We start from the raw sequence: 20,369 nt of genomic DNA, 5'->3' as shown, positions 1-20,369 counted from the left end.
TATAAAGCCCAAAAAATTTGAACCGAATGGTCACAAAATAGGATGGGCAAATATTAAAAATTACTCAAACTTATTTCTGAAGGTGGTTTTTGAGAACCATGAAACCTTGAGAGATTTCTTTTACAAGTGATCGGCTACCGGCGCTGAAAGCCAGATAAATATTTGAATGCAAGTTAATGCAATAATTTCGGTTACAGGAGAGTCAGATCAGTAGCGGCGTGAAATTACTGACTTCAAGTAAACCTTTAAATCCAGGTCTGCCAGACAAAACACGGGCGCCAGCCTAAATACGACAGACCAATAATTACAATAAGATTGACCTTTTAAATCACCGGCCTCACCAGATCAAAATTAAGCCAAACTTATCGCTAAAGATACCCAAGTTACGCCTGGGGATAGCCATCTTTATAATCCGGCAGTTAACACAAAAAATTGGCACGAAATAACCCCAATAGAGGAAGCAATACCACACACTTACGTATCACGCACGCCTTGCATATAGAGGTAGCTATTTTGATTCGATTACTTCAGTACGCATTTGGGTCTGTCGGAATTTTTCTTCTGTTAACCAGCTCTCTGCCGCTTTGCGCCGATTTACATCCAGAGACTCTGAAATCAATCAGTACTCCAGATAAGGTGGACAGTAGTATTGGCACTCTCGAATTCCGCGATGGCGCTCCCTACCCCCAGACCGCAGAAAAGCTCTACGACTATTTGGATCATATGCGTGCGGTGGATAGTTTCCTCAAAGGAATTCAGGGAGCATCGGTACATGCTCTGATGAAAGGGGGAAGAGAGCTTGGCGCTAAGTCTGCCAATGAAGTCTTAATTTTCGATCGATTAATGAACTCTGAGTCTCTTTTTCTCACAGGCAATACTTCGACTATCTATACGCTGGCTTTTTTAGATCTAAAACGAGACGGACCAACTGTGTTTCACTCGCCGCCCGACGTTATGGGCGCGTTTAATGATGCCTGGTTCCGCTTTGTTGAAGATATCGGCTCCTCTGGCCCGGATAAGGGGCGCGGGGGAAAGTTTCTGTTACTGCCACCAGACTATAAAGGCAATATTCCCTTCGGCTACATTCCCATCTACCCTCGCTCCTTCCGACTGTGGGTGTTTATGCGCTCGCCAAGTAACCAGCCTTTGCCGGAGGCCGTGCAAAACATCAAAGACAACTTGAGAATCTACCCCCTGGCTCAGAAAGGTAGCCCGCCAAGGATGGTCTTTATCAGTGCGTCTGGAAAGGCCTTCAACACCATCCACCCCAATGACTATCAATTCTATAAGCACCTTAATGAAGTCGTTCAATACGAGTGGGTTGGGATGCTTAACCCAGAAACGCGCGGCCTCTTTGCCTCAATAGGCATTGAAAAAGGGAAAGCCTTCAGTCCAGATAAAAGAATGACCAAAATTCTTACGGACGCAGTTGCAATTGGTAATGGTATAGCCCGCTCAATTGTTTGGTACCCACGGACAGACAAATCCCTCTCCGATATCAAAATCTACCCAGGCACAGATAGCGCCTGGGTAATGGCGTTTCCCGGCAAGAACATCTTCTTCAATGGCCCCGATGGCAAAACCATTAATAGTGACGCTCGAGTCAGCTACTTCTATCCCTATACTGGTGTCAGCCCAGCAATGACTGCCATTGAACCTGGCAAAGGTTCTGATTACGCCATAGCCTTTGTCGATGAAAATAAAGAGCCCTTTGACGGCTCTAGAAAATACAAATTGCACCTGCCCCCCGATGTACCTGTCAATGCCTTTTGGGCAGTAAATATCTACGACAGCCAAACGCGCTCAATGTTAAAAACCAGCCAGCCCTTTCCCGCAGTAAGCAGCCAGTCGAAAGGGATAAGACAAAACTCCGATGGTTCTTATGACGTTTATTTTGGACCCAAGGCGCCAAAAGGGTTTGAGAAAAACTGGCTGGAGACCCTACCCAACAAAGGTTTCTTCGTAATCCTGAGACTGTATGGACCCTTGGGGCCATGGCTGGAGAAAACCTGGCGTCCTGGAGAGGTGGAGCCTACTGAATATTGAAAGAACTGCCCCCTCCAGGCTTTTACGGAGATTCTGGCCGCCCCACAATTGCGCTGCCTGCAAGGCGTATGCGGTGATTCCGGGGAGTCTCCGCAAACCAACGTCGACAAGCTCGCTGAAATGTACTCTGCTCGGAGTACCCCAACAAACCCGTAATCTGCCCCAAGGCCAGATTCGGATCGGATAAGTATCGAGTCGCCAGATCCCGCCGCACGTTATCCAATAGCTCTTCGAACCTAAGCCCTTCCGCAGACAGGCGGCGCTGTAAAGTTCTGGGGTGGAGCTTCAGCGCCCCTGCCACAGTGCCGAGCTGAGATCTGCCGCTGGGCAATATTTCACTGAGCAATTGTCGAATTTCTACAGTTAGAGGAACCGGCAGCGTCGCGCTCTGCTGCTCCAAATGGTGAATGGCCAATCGCTCAACCACTGGATCGGCAGACTTCAGTGGTGTATCCAGAAATGCAGCTGGGAAGTCCATCGCGCAATAGCCCGAGCTAAACAGAACCTCACAGCCAAAGTAATTGCAGTAGTCACCCTCTGCCATTTGAGGACCATGAGGCAGCAGTACGTTTTGCGGGCAACACTCAGTCTCTACCAACATCCGTATCATCGTCAGCGTATTTCCCAGCACCTGCTCCCGGATCTGGCGATAGCTACTGAGAGCTGGGTCCTGCCAATCAAAAACAATACGTAGTACATCTCCCTCACTTAATGGCTCCAGTTGCATACTGAGGGATGAACTATGAAGAGAAAGAAAGCGCCTAACGGATAGCAAGGCTTTCCGGGGAGTGGCCGCGTTGCATGCAACTACACCTATCCCACCCAAGCGGTCCACCCCTTGTCGCGATGCGAGGCACAGCCCCAAATCGGGGCGATCTAACCGGCATGCTGCAGTTTCCAGCAGGCGCGCGACCTCAACAAATGATACCAAGCGGGAATCCGCCGGGCTGATATCACAAGGCATACCGAACTCGGCCAAGAAGGCTTCCCTCCTGCCCCCAAGCTGCTCCAGGAATTCACTGAAACCGGAAAGAATACTGACTCGTACAAGGCTACCCATAACTTGCTCCCCTTCTTTGTGGCGCGGAAAGACAATTATTTGTCGCAATCTAACAATAAATCATGGGCACATCTACCCAGTCTATAAGGCATAGAAATTTGCAGGGATAGGGATTGTGAAATCGACTCATTTCGATGTATTAATTATCGGCGCGGGACTCTCAGGGGTAGGAATGGCTTGTCATTTAAGTCGCGAATGCCCCAGGCGCAGCTTCGCCATTATCGAGCGTCGGGCACAAGTCGGCGGCACTTGGGACCTATTTAAATACCCTGGCATTCGATCTGATTCCGATATGTACAGCTTCGGCTATGACTTCCAGCCCTGGTCCGGCGAGAAAATACTCGCGGATGGCCCATCTATCCAAAAGTATATTGAAACCACCGCAGAGCAATATGACGTTAAAAAGAGAATTCACTTTGGAATAAATTTAACTACGGCAAACTGGTCCAGTACAGACCGAGCTTGGACTCTGGAAGGTCACAACAGCGAATCTGGCAGCCCAGTGAGATATACCTGTAGCTTTCTGATTGCCTGTACTGGGTATTACGACCATAAAGAGGGCTACTTGCCGCAATATCCAGGTATAGAACACTATCAAGGAAAACTGATTCACCCCCAACAGTGGCCAGAAAATCTGGACTACCGCAGCAAGCGTATTATCGTGATCGGCAGCGGCGCCACCGCTGTTACCCTGGTCCCCTCGCTCGCAACCACCGCCCAACATGTCACCATGTTGCAACGCTCCCCAAGCTATATCATTTCAGTTCCATCTATCGATAAAATCTCTCGTGTACTATCAAAATTTCTGCCAGCACCCTGGGTCCACAGGCTAGGACGCTGGCGCAATATCAAATTGCAGCGCTGGATTTTTAAAGCTGCTAAGCGCTGGCCTAACTTTATTAGAAAGTTACTATTAAAAGATGTAAGAAAAAGCCTTCCAGCTAATTACGATCTCAGTCACTTCGATCCCAGTTACAACCCCTGGGATCAACGTCTCTGCGTTGTACCTGACGGAGATCTGTTCTCCTCAATCTGCTCAGGGAAAGCTTCTGTTGCCACCGGTGAAATAGAAACCTTCTCAGATAAGGGTATCCTGCTTACGTCAGGGCAACAATTAGACGCAGACATTGTTATCAGTGCGACCGGATTAAAGTTACAAGTGCTAGGAGGTATCAAGCTCTGTATTGATGGTGCACCGGTAGCAGTCAATCAAAAGCTGACTTACAAAGCAGTGCTAATGGAGGGGGTTCCTAACATCTCATGGGTATTCGGCTATACCAACGCCCCCTGGACTCTTAAAGCAGACATTACCGCTCGCTATATTTGCCGATTATTCAAGTATATGGACACACATAACTTTCAAGTGTGTACAGCGATAGATAGCGAAGGCAGTTCTGAACAAGGTTCGGTAATGAGCAGCCTGGACTCTGGCTATGTAAAACGGGCAAATGGAGAACTTCCCAGGCAAGGTAAGCGCTATCCATGGCGCCTGTTAAATAACTATGAAGAGGACTGTAAGATACTCCTTGATTCAGCGATTGAGGATGAATTTTTAACTTTTTTGCCCCACCAAATTGACACCGAGAAAACTCAAAAGGCACAAGATAAAAACAACACATCCTCTATCGAAGTAAGCAGTATTTAAATTTCAGGTAGCATTAAGAATGCGAGCCTCGGCTCGCATCTATTTTACTTTTCATCAGGTAGACGGATATAGAGGCCGCACAAAATGCCTAACTCCAAGCCCAGACTAAAACCCCATAGTGAACAACCGCTACCAACATAATTTGACCTAACAGTCGCACCTCACAAAAAAGTAACAAACACTTCTAATTAATCCGCCACCGATGCCTTCTCGAAATTCGTTACGGGCTTCACGTAACCATATAATCTTGGGGTAGCAAATCCGAATATTAGGTCACCAAACGGGATGGCTTACTGTGAGAGCTGTGATTATTTTTTTAATTTTGTCCTCGCTATCAATAGCTTCAATGGCGTCTTCTATAAGTATACAACTAGAAAACTGGGACAGAATTTGTCAAATTCAAGTTACCGGCGGAAAAAACCCGTCGTTCACAAATTTCCAAACTTTTAATAACATAAAAAGAGGCTGGTCAATTTCCAAGCCCTATCAAATATGCTATCGCCGGAATGAAGAACCTTCCCAATGTAATTCAAAAATGACGATGTGGCGTTGCAAACGGTATGTTCAATCTGAAGACCAGAAAGCAAATACTTTTCCTATATTCTAGGTTTTATCGTCTCCACCTTTAACGAAAGCTACCAAATTATGACGCTTGATCTAATATGCTGAACTTAAGCACCCAAGGATTAATATCAGAGGGAGCAACGAAGTCAACTTGCAATACAGTACGATCATCAGAAAACTGATACACCCATTTATTGTCAATAGACTTACCCTGCCCCTTCCTCCACTCGGGATTTTCTTTCATTTGCTCACTTAACCAGGCTTTTACAGTTTCCACATCACCGGAAAGCTGAAACGCGGTATACCATTCTTCCAGGCTACCATAGCTATACTCCTTAGAAACAAACTGAATTGACTCAGGCAAGTCACCAAGGTTTGGCATGATTTTATCCGCCATCATCCCCCGGATATAGCCCCCCTCTGGCAGCCACAGGTACTCAATCTTAGCTGCGACACTTTTGGCTTTTTCAATCGTATCAACCTTGCTTACCAGATATAAAGCGCCGTCTATACCAGATGAAAGGCCAGCTGTAGTAATAAACTTGCCGTTATCAACAAACTTTTTATTCTTTACCAATTCAACATCTGAGAAGTTCTTCTCGAAAGAATCAAATGCTCCGCGAATCGTGGTTGCTTTCTTACCATCCAGAAGCCCAGTATTTGCCAGGATAAAGGCACCGTTACATACCGATAGAACGTACTGAGCCTGTTTGGACTGCTCTTTAATCCACTGTAATACTTCCGGGCTCTCCATTGCTTCATTAATGCTGCCCCCTGGGATAATTACTGCATCAAATTGATTATCCTGATCAAAGCTGGTATCTGGAGCCACTTTAAGCCCCATGGCTGAAGTAATGGTTCCACCATCTTCCGAAACCGTTGTTAAACGATAATTGGCTTGCCCAAAAACCTCATAGGGCCCGGCATAATCAATGGTTTGCGCACCATCGTACAGTAATATTCCAATATGAAAGGCATCTTTGGACGTAGAGTGGGCCCAGACCATATTGCTAAACAGTAGCGAACATAGGCCAGCCCAGATTAAAGAACGCATGGCTATTTCCTTTTTATTTTAGGCAAGTAGAGATAAATGCTTTAGCGTTCATTGGATATCACACGCTAAGCACAAACATATAATCAAGGTATCTATTGGGGATACAGCTGGAAGTGTAAGCTAGTAAATTCGGTCGCAAATGACATAAAGTCGACAAATTCAGACATCGATGATTGGGTACGGTAAATCTTTATTCGAAAAATAACATTTAGCTGGGCTTACATACTTTCTACTGCACTATATATCTCAGCAGCAAAGGACATTATCCAAAGCGAGTGTTTAGCCAATGAGATATCCGAATAAATCTACAACCCAAAATAAAATAAATAAAAATATCTGCATCAACCACTATCTACCCATGAAGAGGTTCGAGTTACCAATGAACTGCGTAAACGCGGTATATTTGTGTCCCCTAGTGGCGTTTGGAGCATCTGGTTACGGCATGACCTGGCTAACTTCAAATTGTGATTAATGGCACTTGAGGCCAATTACTTCGGCGGACCTTATGAATGACCGTGTACTACCCTTTTATGCCATACATGATCTACCAGTTAGATCTGAGTGTGATCGAAATAGAACAAACCAAGACAAAAGCCAGTCATCCACAAACTAACGAAACCTGTGAGCGCTTTTATAAGACCATTTTAGAAGAGTTCTACCAACCTTCATCACGCCGCAAGATTTATGGATTAATAGAAGAGTTATAAAAGGATCTGAAGGGAAATACTCGTAAACTAAATTTGACCAGAAAGGGCACCTCCTCAAAAACCGGTAACTGTCAGATCAAACATGAACTACTACAAATAAATTACTACAAATGTATAAGTATAATTTAGTTTGGGGCAAGCCTAAGCTTACCCCAAATCAGCGCAATCAATTTACGCTGTCAGAATGATAAACTATTGCCTGCCAAACATTTTGTTGGCCACCTATATAATTATCCAGGGTAGGATTCTTAATATAGCTCCAGGCAACTTTACCATTACCCAAGTACATAGGCTCATCCAAACCACCCCAACCGTAGTCAGTCAGTTTTACCGGCCCCTCAAGTACATTTAAGTCAGCATCAATCTCCATTACATAGTAGGCTTTTGGTACCAGCATACGCATGGCCTCACCACTCTTATTGTAACTGCGATTGTACGGGAGGTTATCGGAGATACACTGGAACTGCGCGTAACCAAATAAGTAACGGCCATTTTTCAGATCAACCAACTGGGGATCACTAATTTGGCAATCAGAATCCGTTGCCAGCCATTCAATGCCATTACCTTCAATACTGCCTTCCCCATCAACTTTTGCAATACCTACACGTGTCAGGGAAGTAGTATCCAAGGCATCTCCAGAATAGAGACCCTGCCTGGAAATTACGGGATATTCACCACTGTCGATATATGAGAAGAAGCAATTGCGAATGCCATTATCAGCACATTCCTCATCGAAGGGGCCATCACCACTAGTATCGATACCCAGCTCGTCCTGTAAGAACATATCCATGTTCGAATCTTCAATGTACTTTGGAGAGACAATTACTGAGAGATTTGTATCGGCATCAACCGGGACAACCGTATGGCCACCACCATTGGATATCATTGCACTTGTCGAGGGTACTAAATGATTATAGGTGCCTTCATAAACAGAGGATCCACTGTCCTCCATTTTAATGGCGATCGCATTCAGGCCCGGGGATGGATAATATTTATTTCCGTCACTAGTACAAAGAGCCCCGTACATCTCATTCCTGGGATTATAAAAGGCTCGAATGTTCAGAACATGGCCATGGCCACATGCCCAGTACCAACCCCGATGATCATCACCGGAGAAAGACATTGACCAGTCATCTCGATTAATAACCGTTAACCCTGCCGAATAATGCGAACCACTAACAAGTACACGAGCAGTTACGGAAAATGCATAACTTGTACGTCCCTGGCTATCATCCTCTACATACAGTAGCTCTTGAGTCCCCAAATGAGTGCCACCATGCATCTTATTGACAACATAGGCATCAGGGACCTCTGTTATCGATTTATCATCCCACTCTAATAACCAAATTTGATCATTGTATTTCTCTTCATTATCAGTACCTTCAACACTGGAAAGATTGTCTTCAATCTTCATCCAAGTGGTACCGTACTCTTCGACCAGATCCTTCTCAATATCATATTGCTCACTGGCTTTGTATTCAGTGTTACATAAAACGGCTACCCTGGAGCAATCTGCACTGGCCGTTATGCCATGTGACTCATAACACTGATTCAGTATTGTAGCATTACCCGTTTGCTCAAAACTCAAACTATCCGGGTTATATTTAAGCTCGTAAATTGACCCATAGGTTGTATCAGAAGCGCTCTGCCCCTCTGACAGAGTAGTGGAAACAAACATTCTCGGTTCAGTAGTATCCGTGGCACAGGTGGCTGTATAGCTTCGGATGGGGATATCAATGTTTTCCTCATCCTGCTCACTGTCCGTACGACCTATGTAGTGGGCTAATTGATAAACCTCCTGAGCATTTACCATCGCATCAGGTAGAGTGATATCTGTAGCAGTAATAGTCGCAAATCCTAATTCTGATTGTGACACATCACCAACTATAACTGTCGATGGATCATTATCCGGCAGAGAAGAATTACTTCCACTATCTCCTGACCCACTCCCCTGACCTCCCCCATCGCTCACAGGTGCTGATTCGGAGTCAGAATCTGATGATCCCCCTCCACCACCACAAGCTGCCAGTGCTGCAGTAAGCGCCAGTACTAATAGTTTCTGCCCGAGTAAATTGTCCATAATCGCCTTAAGTGCTTTGTTTTTTATTTTGATGTTGAGTACTGCCCAAAACACAAGTTCCGAAGCAGTCATGAAATGAAAATATGAACAGGATTTTAGTCGGAACAAAATTTAATTCTGTGCGTAACTTAATAAAATGTGAACACAATAAGGAAGGCCAAATATGAGACATTCAACACCGACCACAATCAAAATAGAGTATACGGGCCCCAGGCATCGAAAGATAAAAAGGTATTAAACACCATTCAACATAGGGTATCTAACACTAACCTGCTGAAATAATGGCAAAACAAACAAGGCATTATAAAAATAAAAAACTAAATTATTACGCAAACTCAGTCAAAAATACCGCCAGCCGTTTTCCCGCCCCTAATGGGCAAACATATCTTACGAAGGAACTGATTTTTCAAAAAATTACAACTCGAAAATTCATTCCGCAAAAGTAACAAGTAAGGACCCTCCCCCTATTGCATACCGCATTGAACGCTATAACCCAATATAAATAGCAGCCTACAGGGGATTCCGTAAGGCAACCCCTTTTAAAACTGCATAAATGTTAATCCTCCAATATCTTGTTGTAGCCAAAAGTATCCCTGCCATACACTTGGAAGCTACCTACCTCTGGAAGTTCATACTCCACCATTCCCTCCGCTGTTGAGTATATATCCTTACCTCCCGGTGCAATCCGTACATGATTTGCCGTACATCTTCCCACAAAGGAAAACCGAGAATTACTACTACATGTATTTGGATATGATGCATGCATATTTAGAGATGAAAAAACAATACACTCACCCGGCTTCATCTCCATATCTTTAACTTTAAACTTATCAAAAAAATCCTCCCCTAAAAGCTTCGCCGCTGTAAGAAAGACTAATATACTCTTAGCGAAAATCTGACCAAATAAAACCACCTTAAAAACATCAAAAAAATACCGAAATGAAAAAGGAAGCAGAGAAATATAAAACAATTTATTATCTTGGATAAAGCTATATAGAAAATCCATTCTTGCATCACTAAAAGACCCCGGCAAAAATCTCAAACAGCCGTTTTCAATAGTGGATTCTGATAGAGCTATCCAGGCAGTAAGCTGTATTACCGCAGGATCAGTATCTTTTGTAGGTTGCAATTTCGCATATTTACCAGTTTCCCTAAAAGTCGCGTTTTGATGCCATATGGTACCGCTAGCACCAGGAAATTTATCAAAAAACTGAGATCGCCAACACATCACCTCTTCACCCAATAGACTGGCAAGCTTTCGCGATAACTTTGGATTCCTCAGTAGCTCCCTAAAAGATTTCATTCTCAGGGCCTGGTAAAGACCTGCACTTTCAATTTGCCATTGCCCATGTCGCTTTTCTATCTCTCTTACTTTACTGCCAACATAGCTTACCCCTTGAAAATCTTCCGAAAATGCTTTCTCAGCCTCCTTACGCAAATTTGCTGCCTGCTCTTTAGAAACTAACTGAAATGGAGGCAGATACCCATTTTTTTCAAAGTAACATATTTGCTCTTCTGTTAGGAACTCATCCTTACCACCATCTCTGGAGACATTTTCCCTCGGAATAGACACTGTCATATTTCTCAGCCTATCCAACTCATCAAACATCTGTTTCTTTTTCGAACCACGCCATGGGAGAATCAATAACTTATAAAGTAAAACGACAGTGATCATCAATAGAACCTGAAAAGCCTGCACTTTGGAGATTTCAAAATCTGCAGCATCTCCCATAGAGCCAAATCCCTTCAGCATTTCCGAAAAAGTACTTTTGCCAGCTTCCATCAATTTTTCACCTCTTTTAAGTAATGGATACTACCACCCACTAGTTTCGCAATATTTTGTTGTACCCATAAGAATCACCACCGTATATTTGAAAAGAACTAACCTCTGGCAATTCAAACTCAACCAACCCCTCAGCACTAGGAAATCTATCTTTACCGGAGGGGGAAACCTTTACATGAGTTGTTGTACATCGCCCCAGAAAGGAAAATCGACAGTCACTTTTAGTTATATTCGGGTAAGACGCATGCATATTTAAGGCAGAAAAGATAAGACATTCCCCCGCTTTCATCTCAACATCAAGAACCTCAAAGTTTTCAAAAAAATCTTCCCCTAAAATCTCTACCGCCGTAAAAAAAACCAACGCACTCTTTGCAAATATTGAGCCATAGAAACCGATTTTTGCTATAGCGTATAAATAAGAAAGTGAAAGCGGAAGCTGCGACAAATAGAAGTATCTATTGTTTTGTATATATTCATATAAAAAACTAATCCGGGCATCGGCACATGATCCAGGAAGCAATCGCAAGCAGCCATTTTCACGAGTGGAATCGGAAAGCGCCACCCATGCGTTCAACTGAATCATCGCTGGATCTGTGTCTAGGGTTGGCTGAAGCTTGGCAAATTTTCCAGATTCTCTAAAGGTCGCGTTTTGATGCCAAACTGTCGGCTCAGTATCTGGCAACTTATGAAAGAACTGTGTCCTCCAGCAAATCACTTCCTCCCCCAACAAACTAGCCAGTCGATGTGCAATTTGCGGTTTCCTTAGAAGCTCTCTGAACTGAGGCAATCGCAAAGCCTGATAAGTTCCAGCATCTTCTATCGGCCAATTTCCATGCTTCAATTCAATATCATGAACTTTATCCCCAAGAAAGCTAATCCCATGGAAATCTTTATCATACTCATCCAAAGCTAGATCTTTTAACTCGGCAGCCTCCTGTTCAGAAACTACGGAAAATGGGGGCAGATAACCGTTCTGTTTGAAAAATTCTAACTCATTCTCATTTAGGAAATACTGAGTTTCAGATTCACTACCCAATATTGGATCAGGTAACCGAAGCGGCAAGTTCTTAAGCGATTTCATTTCTGTATTGAATGCTATCTTTTTCCGACCTTTCCATGGCGCAACCAAAAATCGATATGCAATAAGCACAACAATTGCAGAACAAATATGTACTACTCGAAACCAGGAAACATCAAAATCAGCACTTTCTTCCAGTGTACCGATTCCTTTTAACATCTCAGAAAGCGTTTTTCCTTTCTCCGCCATTCCTGCCACCTTAATTAAGCCTCCCAATACAACTGAAGGTATCCACTTATCACAAAGTTAGCCCAAGTTCAGAAATCTTTTGGCACCATCTTGTCCATCGGTTCAGGCGTAACAAGGTTCCACCAAAAATCAAACCGGTCCATTAAGGAAAGTAATGCCTTCAACTCTCCCGCATCGCCCTCAATTTTGATTTTCCCATCCTCCATCTTCTCCTGGATAGATGCGCTCCCCAAGATGATGTCATTAAGATCTGAGCGGTTTATCTGGACACTACTGCCTGGATTCTTAACAGGAGGCCCGTAGTTCAGTACCGCATTCTCAAGCTCAAGCGCATACCTTTCATTTACGTCCGGCATGGTGATATTGATGGAGAGGTTTTTGCCAGTTGCCTTGGGGCCGTTGAGCCGAATTCCCAAGTAATCAAAAATCAAACCAGCCGGCATACTGCGAATTGTGTCTGGGCTCGCAGTCAGAGGAACCGGGTATCTCTGGATACCATCCCGCAACTCCCTGGCACCACTTAAGAAAAAATTTCTCCAGGTGCCATTCTCCTGCTGATAACCCAATTGCTCTAATGCATCTGCCAATAGGTCTCTTGCAGCACGATTATTAGGCTCTGCGGAAACCAATTTATCGAGCACCTCCGCAACCCAGCGGTACTCTCCAGCCTCATAGTCTTTCTTTGCTTGTTTGATGATATTGGCTGCCCCGCCCATATACTCGACGTACTTTATTCCCGCTGCCGTCGGTGGCATTGGATATAGGCGGGCGGGATTGCCATCAAAAAACCCCAGATAGTAGTTCCAAACCGCACGGGTATCGTGATTTACACTGCCGTAATAGCCTCGATTGGCCCAATATTGTGAGAGCTCTGGGGGCAGCTCCATCAGTTCAGCCGTTTGAACCATGTTGTATCCGTGATTGGCTAATCGCAGGGTTTGATCGTTGAGGTACTTGTAGAGGTCGCGCTGCTTTTTCAGGTGATTCACCACATTCTCTGGCCCCCAGGTTGGCCAGTGATGGGGCGCAAACAGGACTTCGGCTTTTCCACCCCAGCGCTGCACTGTTTCATTGAGGTAGCGAGACCAGTCACGAGCATTTCGGACCTTTGCTCCCCGCAGAGTGTAGAGATTATGCAGCGTGTGGGTTGCGTTTTCGGCGGCAGTTACGGCTTTCAATTGAGGAATATAGAAGTGCATTTCTGCCGGCGCTTCAGAGCCCGGAGCCAACAAAAATTCAAAGACAAGCCCATCCAGTTCCAAAGTTTGCCCCGTCTCAACAATGGAGTCTGTCGGTTCTATCAGTGTGATGGTGCCAGTGGAGGTTTCAAGACCGAGGCCAGATCCTAAGGTACCTTTGGGATCTTTAGGAATCAGGTTTCCGTACATAAAACTGGCACGACGCGCCATATGATTTCCTGCAAAGACATTTTCACTAACAGCTTCAATCAGGAAATCTTGCGGGGCTATTACCTTAACCTTGCCTGATTTTACATCTTCCTCATCGATAACACCGCGAACACCCCCATAGTGGTCAACGTGACTGTGGGTGTAGATCACAGCAACGACAGGCTTGTTTCCGCGATGCTGCCGATAGAGGTTCAACGCTGCTTCAGCCGTCTCGGCAGAGATCAGCGGGTCCATAACAATGATCCCGGTATCGCCCTCAATAAAAGTAATATTGGAGAGGTCCGCACTGCGAACCTGGTAGATTCGCGGTATCACCTCGTAAAGACCACCTTCCGAAATTAATTGCAGTTGCCGCCACAGGCTGGGGTTGGCAGTGTCAGGAGCCTCTTTATCACGAGCAAATTGAAATTGCTCCAAGTTCCACACCGTATCGCCTTTGCTGTTTTTGATAACACCACTGTTTGGCAAAGGAGCAATAAAGCCCCGCTTTACATCCTCAAAATCCTTTCGATTTGCAAAGGGGAGCTCTTTCAATACAGCTTGGTTTGATTTCATTGTGACGACACTGGCAGGATTGGGTTCTTGCGCCATGACACTTACGGTCGTTAGCGAACAGCCAAGGAATACTAGAAATAGCGAAAACAGCGGCAGCTTGTTAACGTTCATCAGTTGTTTCCTTTCCATGATTCGCAAAGTGATGCGGCAGAGCCCCTTGTAGAGGATAGGTAGGAAACTATTAAGCGGACGGGTATTTATGCCGGCATCAGGAGAATAACTGACAAATTTAGGGGGAAAGAAACAAAAAAGCCGGCGAAGAGCGCCGGCTTATGTGTCATTAAATATTATCTGACATCCAGTAAATGCCTGGCAATAATCAGGCGCTGGATCTCACTGGTACCTTCGTAGATTGTAGTGATTCTCACATCCCGACTCATACGTTCGAGTGGGTATTCACGGGTATAGCCCACGCCACCGTGCATTTGCAGAGATAGATAACATGCCTCGTTAGCCTTCTCACTAGCGAACAGTTTGCCCATTGAAGCGGCAGGGCCAAACGGCATTCCGGCATCTTTCTGCCAAGCGGCTTGCAACAATAGGAGTCGCGCACCTTCCATCTCAGTATATTTATCGGCAAGCTGCCATTGCAGCCCTTGGAATTCCGCCAGCTTTTTACCAAACTGCTCCCGCTCATGCAGATAAGACCTGGCACAATCCAAAGCTTCAAAGCCAATACCCAGCGCCAGGGAACCAATGCCGATTCGACCTCCTGCAAGTTCACCCGCAGCAATACGGAACCCACGGTTTTCTTCGCCCAGTAAATTGGACGCAGGAATTCGGCAGTTGTCGAAGGAAACCTCATTGGTAACAGAGGCCTTCTGCCCCATTTTCTCTTCGGCCTTGCCGATCACCAAACCAGGCGTGCCGGCTTCAACCAGGAAGCAGGAAATACCTTTGCCTTTTGGCGCGGAAGAATCTGTCACCGCCCAAACAACAAAAATACCGGCAAATTCGGCACTACTAATAAAGAGCTTACTGCCATTGAGAACGTATTCGTCGCCCTGTTTCTCCGCACGGGTGCGCATAGAGGCCGCATCTGAACCAGAACCGGGCTCGGTGAGGCAGAAAGAACCTGCTGGGTATTCACCACTACAAATCTTAGGGAGGTATTTTTGGCGCTGCTCTTCCGAACCTACCGCCTGAATAACCTCAGCCACCATGTTGGTTACCGAGGTGGTGGTTGCTGTGGATGCACAGCCTCTCGCCAGTTCAGCAATCGCCAGGGAAAACGCCACAGTACCAGCACCAGTACCGCCGTAATTGGGATCAATATTGATTCCCATAAAGCCCAGCTCTGCCAATTGCTTGAGCTTTTCCAACAAGAGCTCTCTATTACCGGTCTTGTCGAGTTCGGCAGCAATGGGTTTCAGTTCACTGTCAGCAAATTGCTTTGCTGCATCCTGAATCATCTGCTGTTCTTCGCTCAGTGAAAAATCCATACAGTACCTACTTATAGTTATTACGGACAAATCACACGGCACCCACCTTGGTACCGCATCGCTATGCCGAGCATAATAAAAACCGCGCCGACAATGGTTGCCAATTCCACCTGTTCAGCCATGAAATCAGCAATCAATCCCTATGATTGAGGCCTGAGGAGAGAATTCAGATTCCTACCCAGGTTCCTAAAAAAGCCAACCAGCAAAATCGCTACAGTTCTCTCACTCCGCACAGGATATTTGACTGCGCTCAATTAGCGCCGCGAACCTTTCACACTGGGTTCTGGGTCCGGTACCGCTACAGCGGTATCAGTCTTCACTTCCTCCATCACCACATAGGTGTGGGTTTCCCTTACTCCCGGTACGGATGCCAGCTTTTCACCGAGGAAGCGGCGATAACCCAGCATATCCTTAATACGAATTTTCACCAGATAATCAAAACCACCGGCAACCATATGGCACTCCTGAACTTCCTCCAGCCCGGCCACATGCTCATTAAAGGCTTCCAATGCCTCAGTTGCTGTATTGTTCAGGGTCACCTGGATATAGACCACCAGGCCCGCATGAACTTTGAGCGGGTCGAGTAGCGCTACATAGTCGCGAATAAATCCTTCCCTTTCGAGCCGCTTGACTCGCTCCAGGCAAGGGGTGGGACTAAGGTTAACCCTGCGCGCCAATTCCACATTCGGCAAGCGGCCGTGACGTTGCAGAATTCGCAGTATTTGGCGATCAATACGATCAAGATCTTCCAACTGTCGAGACATTACAAAATACCCTACTGGTAATCACGCAAATAGGCGTGATATTTAACCACAACTCGCAACATTATGGCGATTAATTCTAACGATTTTCGCACATAATCCGGTTTTTTATTCTGACCCTAGATATAGAGCTTGGGAGACGATATGTCGACAAACTTCGCCGGAGACCTCCAGAATGCCCGGGACCGGGCACGCGAGTATTTGCACGCCGACGAAAACCTCTGCGTGAGCGAGCTGCTGGCTGCGCCACGCCCCAGCGACGAGATGCGCAAGAAAATTCTGAACACCTCGCGCGCACTGGTTCATCATTCGCGACAGCAGCGCAGCAAGCGCGGAACGCTGGACGCTTTCCTTCAGCAATTCGGCCTTTCCAATAAGGAAGGGGTTGCATTGATGTGTCTGGCGGAGTCCCTGCTCCGGGTACCAGACGCCGATACTGCCGACAAACTAATCGCCGAGAAAGTGCATTCCGGCAACTGGTCCAGCCATCGTGGCCAGTCCGACTCCCTGTTTGTGAACGCCTCAACCTGGGGCCTGATGCTTACCGGCAGCGTGGTAGAACTGGACCCGGATATCACCGAGCGCCCCTCCCACTGGATGAAACGCCTGGTGAGCCGTATCGGCGAACCCATGGTGCGCACCTCTATGATGCAGGCCATGAAAATTATGGGTGGCCAGTACGTACTCGGCCGCACCATCAAGGAAGCTTTGAAGCGCGGCCCCAAAGAAAACCTCCCGGGCACCCGCTTTTCCTTCGACATGCTGGGCGAAGGCGCCCGTACCATGGCCGACGCCCACCGCTACTTCGATGCGTATATGATGGCTATCGAAGAGATCGGCAAAGACAACACCCAGCGGGATGTGGTTGAGGCCAACGGTATTTCCATCAAGCTTTCCGCCCTGCACCCCCGCTACAGTGTGCTGCAGCGGGATCGCGTAATGGACGAATTGCTGCCCCAGGTGAAGCGTCTTTGTGTCGCCGCAGCCCAATACGATATGGGCCTTAATATCGATGCAGAAGAGGCAGACCGCCTGGATATCTCTCTGGATATCTTCGAGGCGCTCGCCCGAGACCCCGAAATTAAAGACTGGCAAGGATTGGGCTTTGTACTCCAGGCCTACCAAAAGCGCGCCCCCCATGTCGCCGACTGGCTGATTGCCCTGGGCCGCGATACAGGTCGCAAGCTGATGGTGCGCCTGGTTAAAGGCGCTTACTGGGATAGTGAAATCAAACACTCCCAGCAGATGGGCCTGCCGGACTACCCGGTGTACACGCGCAAATGCCACACCGATCTGTCATACCAGGTCTGTGCGAAAAAACTGTTGGAAGCTGGCGATGCAATCTATCCGCAATTTGCCACCCACAACGCCTACACCGTCGGGCTGATCCTCGAGCTGGCCAATGGCCGCACCGACTTTGAATTCCAGCGCCTGCACGGCATGGGCCACTTGCTGTACGCACAAATTGAAGCGGTACACGGCAAGCGTGTGCCCGTGCGCGTCTACGCACCCGTGGGGGCACATCGTGACTTACTGCCCTACCTGGTTCGCCGCCTGCTGGAAAACGGAGCTAATAGCTCCTTTGTTAACCGCTTTATGGACGAGGCAACGCCGGTTGAAGCCCTGGTCCAGGACACCCTGGAACAAAGCGAAGCCTGCAACCCCTACCGTCACCCGCAAATTCCTGTCCCGGAGAATATTTATATGGGCGCAGAAGCCCTGCCACGGAAAAACTCACACGGCATCGAACTGACTGATCCACTCTCCGTTGATCCCCTGCTGAAAGAGCTTGAGCAGCAACGCGAAAAGCATTTCCTCGGTGGCCCTATCGTCAACGGCACCATGGGCGAAGCAGAAGAACCGGTTTACAACCCGGCAACCGGCGAAAAAATTGGACACACCGCGAATACTGACAAGCACCTGATTGAGCAGGCCTATGCCTCCGCCACTGAGGCGCAGATCGACTGGGATCGTCAGGGTGGAAAACACCGCGCGGATATTCTCGATAGAATTGCCGATCTTTACGAAGACAAAGCCAATGAACTGGCTGCAATTATTTGTATTGAAGCGGGCCGCACCCTAAATGACGGCATTAGTGAAGTCCGCGAAGCTATCGACTTCTGCCGCTATTATGCCAACGGCGCACGCCAGCATTTCAGTGAACCCACCGAACTGCCCGGCCCTACCGGTGAGCAAAATCAGCTGTATTTGAGTGGCCGTGGCACCTTCGTGTGCATCAGCCCTTGGAACTTCCCCCTGGCAATCTTTACCGGCCAGGTAGTTGCCGCACTCGCCGCCGGTAATGCCGTACTGGCCAAGCCCGCAGAGCAAACCCCCATCATCGCTGCACACGCCGTGCGCTTGATGCTCGATGCCGGCGTGCCGCCAAAAGTACTGCACTTGATCACAGGTACCGGTGCCGCAGTGGGCAAACTGCTGATCGAAGATCCCCGCCTGGGCGGTGTAGCCTTTACCGGCTCCACTGAAACCGCACGCCTGATCAACCAGCAGCTGGCAGCGAAAGAAGGTCCGATTGTACCGCTGATCGCCGAAACCGGCGGCCAAAATGTCATGGTCGTAGACTCCACTGCCCTGCCCGAGCAAGTGGTAGACGATGTAATTCAATCTGCCTTCCTCAGTGCCGGTCAGCGCTGTTCCGCTCTGCGTATCCTGTGTGTACAGGATGTCATCGCTGATAACCTGCTGAATATGCTGAAAGGCGCGTGTGAAGAACTAACCCTCGGCGATCCCGGTAAACTGGATACCGATATCGGTCCGGTTATCGACGAAAAAGCCCTCGGCATGCTGGAATCCCATCGCGAGCGCATGGCTAAAGAAGCCAAGCCGCTATTTGCATTTGAGGAAGCGAAGAAGCCCAGCAATGGCACCTTCTTCGGCCCGCAGGTAGTAGAGATTGAAGATTTCTCCGTGCTCAAGCGCGAGACTTTCGGACCTTTCCTACATGTAGTTCGCTTCAAGGCAGACGAGCTGGAAGACGTAATCCGCCGCATTAATGCCACCGGCTACGGCCTTACCTTCGGACTGCACTCCCGCATCGAAGGCCGCGCCCACGCGGTATTCAAGCGTATCAACGTCGGCAACTGCTATGTAAACCGCGATATGGTTGGTGCAGTAGTAGGTGTTAACCCCTTCGGCGGCCACGGCCTATCCGGCACCGGCCCCAAAGCCGGTGGCCCGCACTACCTATTCCGTTTCGCCAGCGAAAAAACCAAAACTATTAACACTGTTGCCACTGGCGGTAACACTGCACTGTTTACATTGGGGCAATAAGCTTCGATAAAACAATGAGAGAGCGGGCTTTTAGCCCGCTTTTTTGTGGAGAATCATTTCGCTAACCACCCACAAAATACCAACTCCAAACTTCCCTTTCCTGTAAATTTTTCAGCCCCTGTAAATTAATCGGATGAATCATGGCAATTAGTTCAATTTCAAGCGCAGTCTTTTGCGGCAACAACCAAGTATTTTCTTTTACAGCTCCACATAAGGTATAGTTGGCCAACTTTATAAAAATAGAATGGATTCAATGAAAAATACAATAGCTGGAATAATAATAGGCTTAGTCGCCGGATACTTAGGCCCATTAATTACAGGATATTCTGCAGCCATCGCTATACTCGAAGCTTTCAGAGCACTCCTTTCAGATGGAGGAGCTGTCCTTTGGGAAATTTTTGTTGTCCATTTACTAGGATATGGACTAATTGTTTTCACACTCATTTTCTTGGCATCTAGGCTGATAAAACTGCATCCATGGGCAACTGCAGCAATTGCCATTATTGCCTGCGAAGCCACTCTGTATTTTTTCCACACCAGTGAATACACACTTTACCTGCCTCATATCGTAGCTCTAGTATTTTTCGCATTCTTAAGCGCAACGCTCTCTAAGAAGAGCGCAAATATATCACCTGCCGTTTAATTATCTATCAAGTTAAGGTTAATAGAAGGTAAAGAACTTTTGATCGACGATCTGATCAAACT

General features: G+C 47.0%; 12 protein-coding genes and 1 pseudogene. 5 read left to right on the top strand and 8 right to left on the bottom strand.

The annotated features are described in order from the left end of the window. Positions 1-513 precede the first annotated feature (513 nt). Positions 514-2,046 carry a DUF1254 domain-containing protein gene (locus ACJJIW_RS15505; protein WP_444935636.1) on the top strand — a complete coding sequence of 511 codons (1,533 nt, stop codon included), beginning with the start codon at positions 514-516 and terminating at the stop codon, positions 2,044-2,046. Between the two features lie 22 nt (positions 2,047-2,068). Here ACJJIW_RS15505 and ACJJIW_RS15500 read toward each other — a convergent pair whose 3' ends face one another. Next, entirely contained in the window at positions 2,069-3,106 is a 1,038-nt protein-coding gene (locus tag ACJJIW_RS15500; protein ID WP_444935635.1) for an AraC family transcriptional regulator, read from the bottom strand. Between the two features lie 115 nt (positions 3,107-3,221). Between ACJJIW_RS15500 and ACJJIW_RS15495 the strand changes: the two genes are divergently transcribed. Beyond that, a complete protein-coding gene (locus ACJJIW_RS15495; protein ID WP_444935634.1) occupies positions 3,222-4,751 on the top strand; it encodes a flavin-containing monooxygenase in 1,530 nt (509 codons plus the stop codon). 643 nt (positions 4,752-5,394) lie between these two features. Here the strand turns inward: ACJJIW_RS15495 and ACJJIW_RS15490 are convergent. Beyond that, positions 5,395-6,369, bottom strand: coding sequence for a DJ-1/PfpI family protein (locus ACJJIW_RS15490; RefSeq protein ID WP_444935633.1), 975 nt, complete (start codon positions 6,367-6,369; stop codon positions 5,395-5,397). Between the two features lie 357 nt (positions 6,370-6,726). Here ACJJIW_RS15490 and ACJJIW_RS15485 point away from each other — a divergent pair. Continuing rightward, positions 6,727-7,073, top strand: a pseudogene (locus ACJJIW_RS15485) (transposase family protein); the annotation flags it as partial. 169 nt (positions 7,074-7,242) lie between these two features. Here ACJJIW_RS15485 and ACJJIW_RS15480 read toward each other — a convergent pair. From ACJJIW_RS15480 to ACJJIW_RS15455, 6 genes are all read right to left on the bottom strand, one after another. Continuing rightward, on the bottom strand, positions 7,243-9,156 hold the full coding sequence (locus ACJJIW_RS15480) for a hypothetical protein (RefSeq protein WP_444935632.1): 1,914 nt from the start codon (positions 9,154-9,156) through the stop codon (positions 7,243-7,245). 556 nt (positions 9,157-9,712) lie between these two features. Next, the gene (locus ACJJIW_RS15475; RefSeq protein ID WP_444894169.1) at positions 9,713-10,939 is read right to left on the bottom strand and encodes a phytanoyl-CoA dioxygenase family protein; all 1,227 of its coding nucleotides are present in this window, start codon (positions 10,937-10,939) and stop codon (positions 9,713-9,715) included. A 40-nt stretch (positions 10,940-10,979) separates the two neighbouring features. After that, complete coding sequence (locus tag ACJJIW_RS15470; RefSeq protein ID WP_444894170.1) at positions 10,980-12,206, bottom strand: phytanoyl-CoA dioxygenase family protein; 1,227 nt, start codon at positions 12,204-12,206, stop codon at positions 10,980-10,982. Positions 12,207-12,274: 68 nt separating this feature from the next. Continuing rightward, positions 12,275-14,281 (bottom strand): alkyl/aryl-sulfatase, encoded by a 2,007-nt coding sequence (locus ACJJIW_RS15465; RefSeq protein ID WP_444894171.1) that lies wholly within the window; start codon positions 14,279-14,281, stop codon positions 12,275-12,277. A 176-nt stretch (positions 14,282-14,457) separates the two neighbouring features. After that, positions 14,458-15,612, bottom strand: coding sequence for an acyl-CoA dehydrogenase family protein (locus ACJJIW_RS15460; RefSeq protein WP_444894172.1), 1,155 nt, complete (start codon positions 15,610-15,612; stop codon positions 14,458-14,460). A 254-nt stretch (positions 15,613-15,866) separates the two neighbouring features. Then, complete coding sequence (locus tag ACJJIW_RS15455; protein WP_108732847.1) at positions 15,867-16,376, bottom strand: Lrp/AsnC ligand binding domain-containing protein; 510 nt, start codon at positions 16,374-16,376, stop codon at positions 15,867-15,869. A 141-nt stretch (positions 16,377-16,517) separates the two neighbouring features. On the opposite strand from ACJJIW_RS15455, the gene putA reads away from it, so the two are divergent. Together putA and ACJJIW_RS15445 are read left to right on the top strand one after the other, a co-directional pair. Then, positions 16,518-19,664 carry a bifunctional proline dehydrogenase/L-glutamate gamma-semialdehyde dehydrogenase PutA gene (gene putA / locus ACJJIW_RS15450; protein WP_282933223.1) on the top strand — a complete coding sequence of 1,049 codons (3,147 nt, stop codon included), beginning with the start codon at positions 16,518-16,520 and terminating at the stop codon, positions 19,662-19,664. 253 nt (positions 19,665-19,917) lie between these two features. After that, complete coding sequence (locus tag ACJJIW_RS15445; RefSeq protein ID WP_444935631.1) at positions 19,918-20,307, top strand: hypothetical protein; 390 nt, start codon at positions 19,918-19,920, stop codon at positions 20,305-20,307. Positions 20,308-20,369: the final 62 nt, after the last annotated feature.

The sequence above is a fragment of the Microbulbifer maximicatervae (SeqCode) genome, from assembly GCF_052467815.1.
This window is presented reverse-complemented; position numbering and strand designations above follow the sequence as displayed.

Excerpts from the sequence above, each read along its gene's own strand:
- ACJJIW_RS15500 (WP_444935635.1), bottom strand. The coding sequence starts at position 3,106 with ATGGGTAGCCTTGTACGAGTCAGTATTCTTTCCGGTTTCAGTGAATTC.
- ACJJIW_RS15490 (WP_444935633.1), bottom strand. The coding sequence starts at position 6,369 with ATGCGTTCTTTAATCTGGGCTGGCCTATGTTCGCTACTGTTTAGCAAT.
- ACJJIW_RS15480 (WP_444935632.1), bottom strand. The coding sequence starts at position 9,156 with ATGGACAATTTACTCGGGCAGAAACTATTAGTACTGGCGCTTACTGCA.
- ACJJIW_RS15475 (WP_444894169.1), bottom strand. The coding sequence starts at position 10,939 with ATGGAAGCTGGCAAAAGTACTTTTTCGGAAATGCTGAAGGGATTTGGC.
- ACJJIW_RS15470 (WP_444894170.1), bottom strand. The coding sequence starts at position 12,206 with ATGGCGGAGAAAGGAAAAACGCTTTCTGAGATGTTAAAAGGAATCGGT.
- ACJJIW_RS15465 (WP_444894171.1), bottom strand. The coding sequence starts at position 14,281 with ATGAACGTTAACAAGCTGCCGCTGTTTTCGCTATTTCTAGTATTCCTT.
- ACJJIW_RS15460 (WP_444894172.1), bottom strand. The coding sequence starts at position 15,612 with ATGGATTTTTCACTGAGCGAAGAACAGCAGATGATTCAGGATGCAGCA.
- ACJJIW_RS15455 (WP_108732847.1), bottom strand. The coding sequence starts at position 16,376 with ATGTCTCGACAGTTGGAAGATCTTGATCGTATTGATCGCCAAATACTG.
- putA (WP_282933223.1), top strand. The coding sequence starts at position 16,518 with ATGTCGACAAACTTCGCCGGAGACCTCCAGAATGCCCGGGACCGGGCA.
- ACJJIW_RS15445 (WP_444935631.1), top strand. The coding sequence starts at position 19,918 with ATGAAAAATACAATAGCTGGAATAATAATAGGCTTAGTCGCCGGATAC.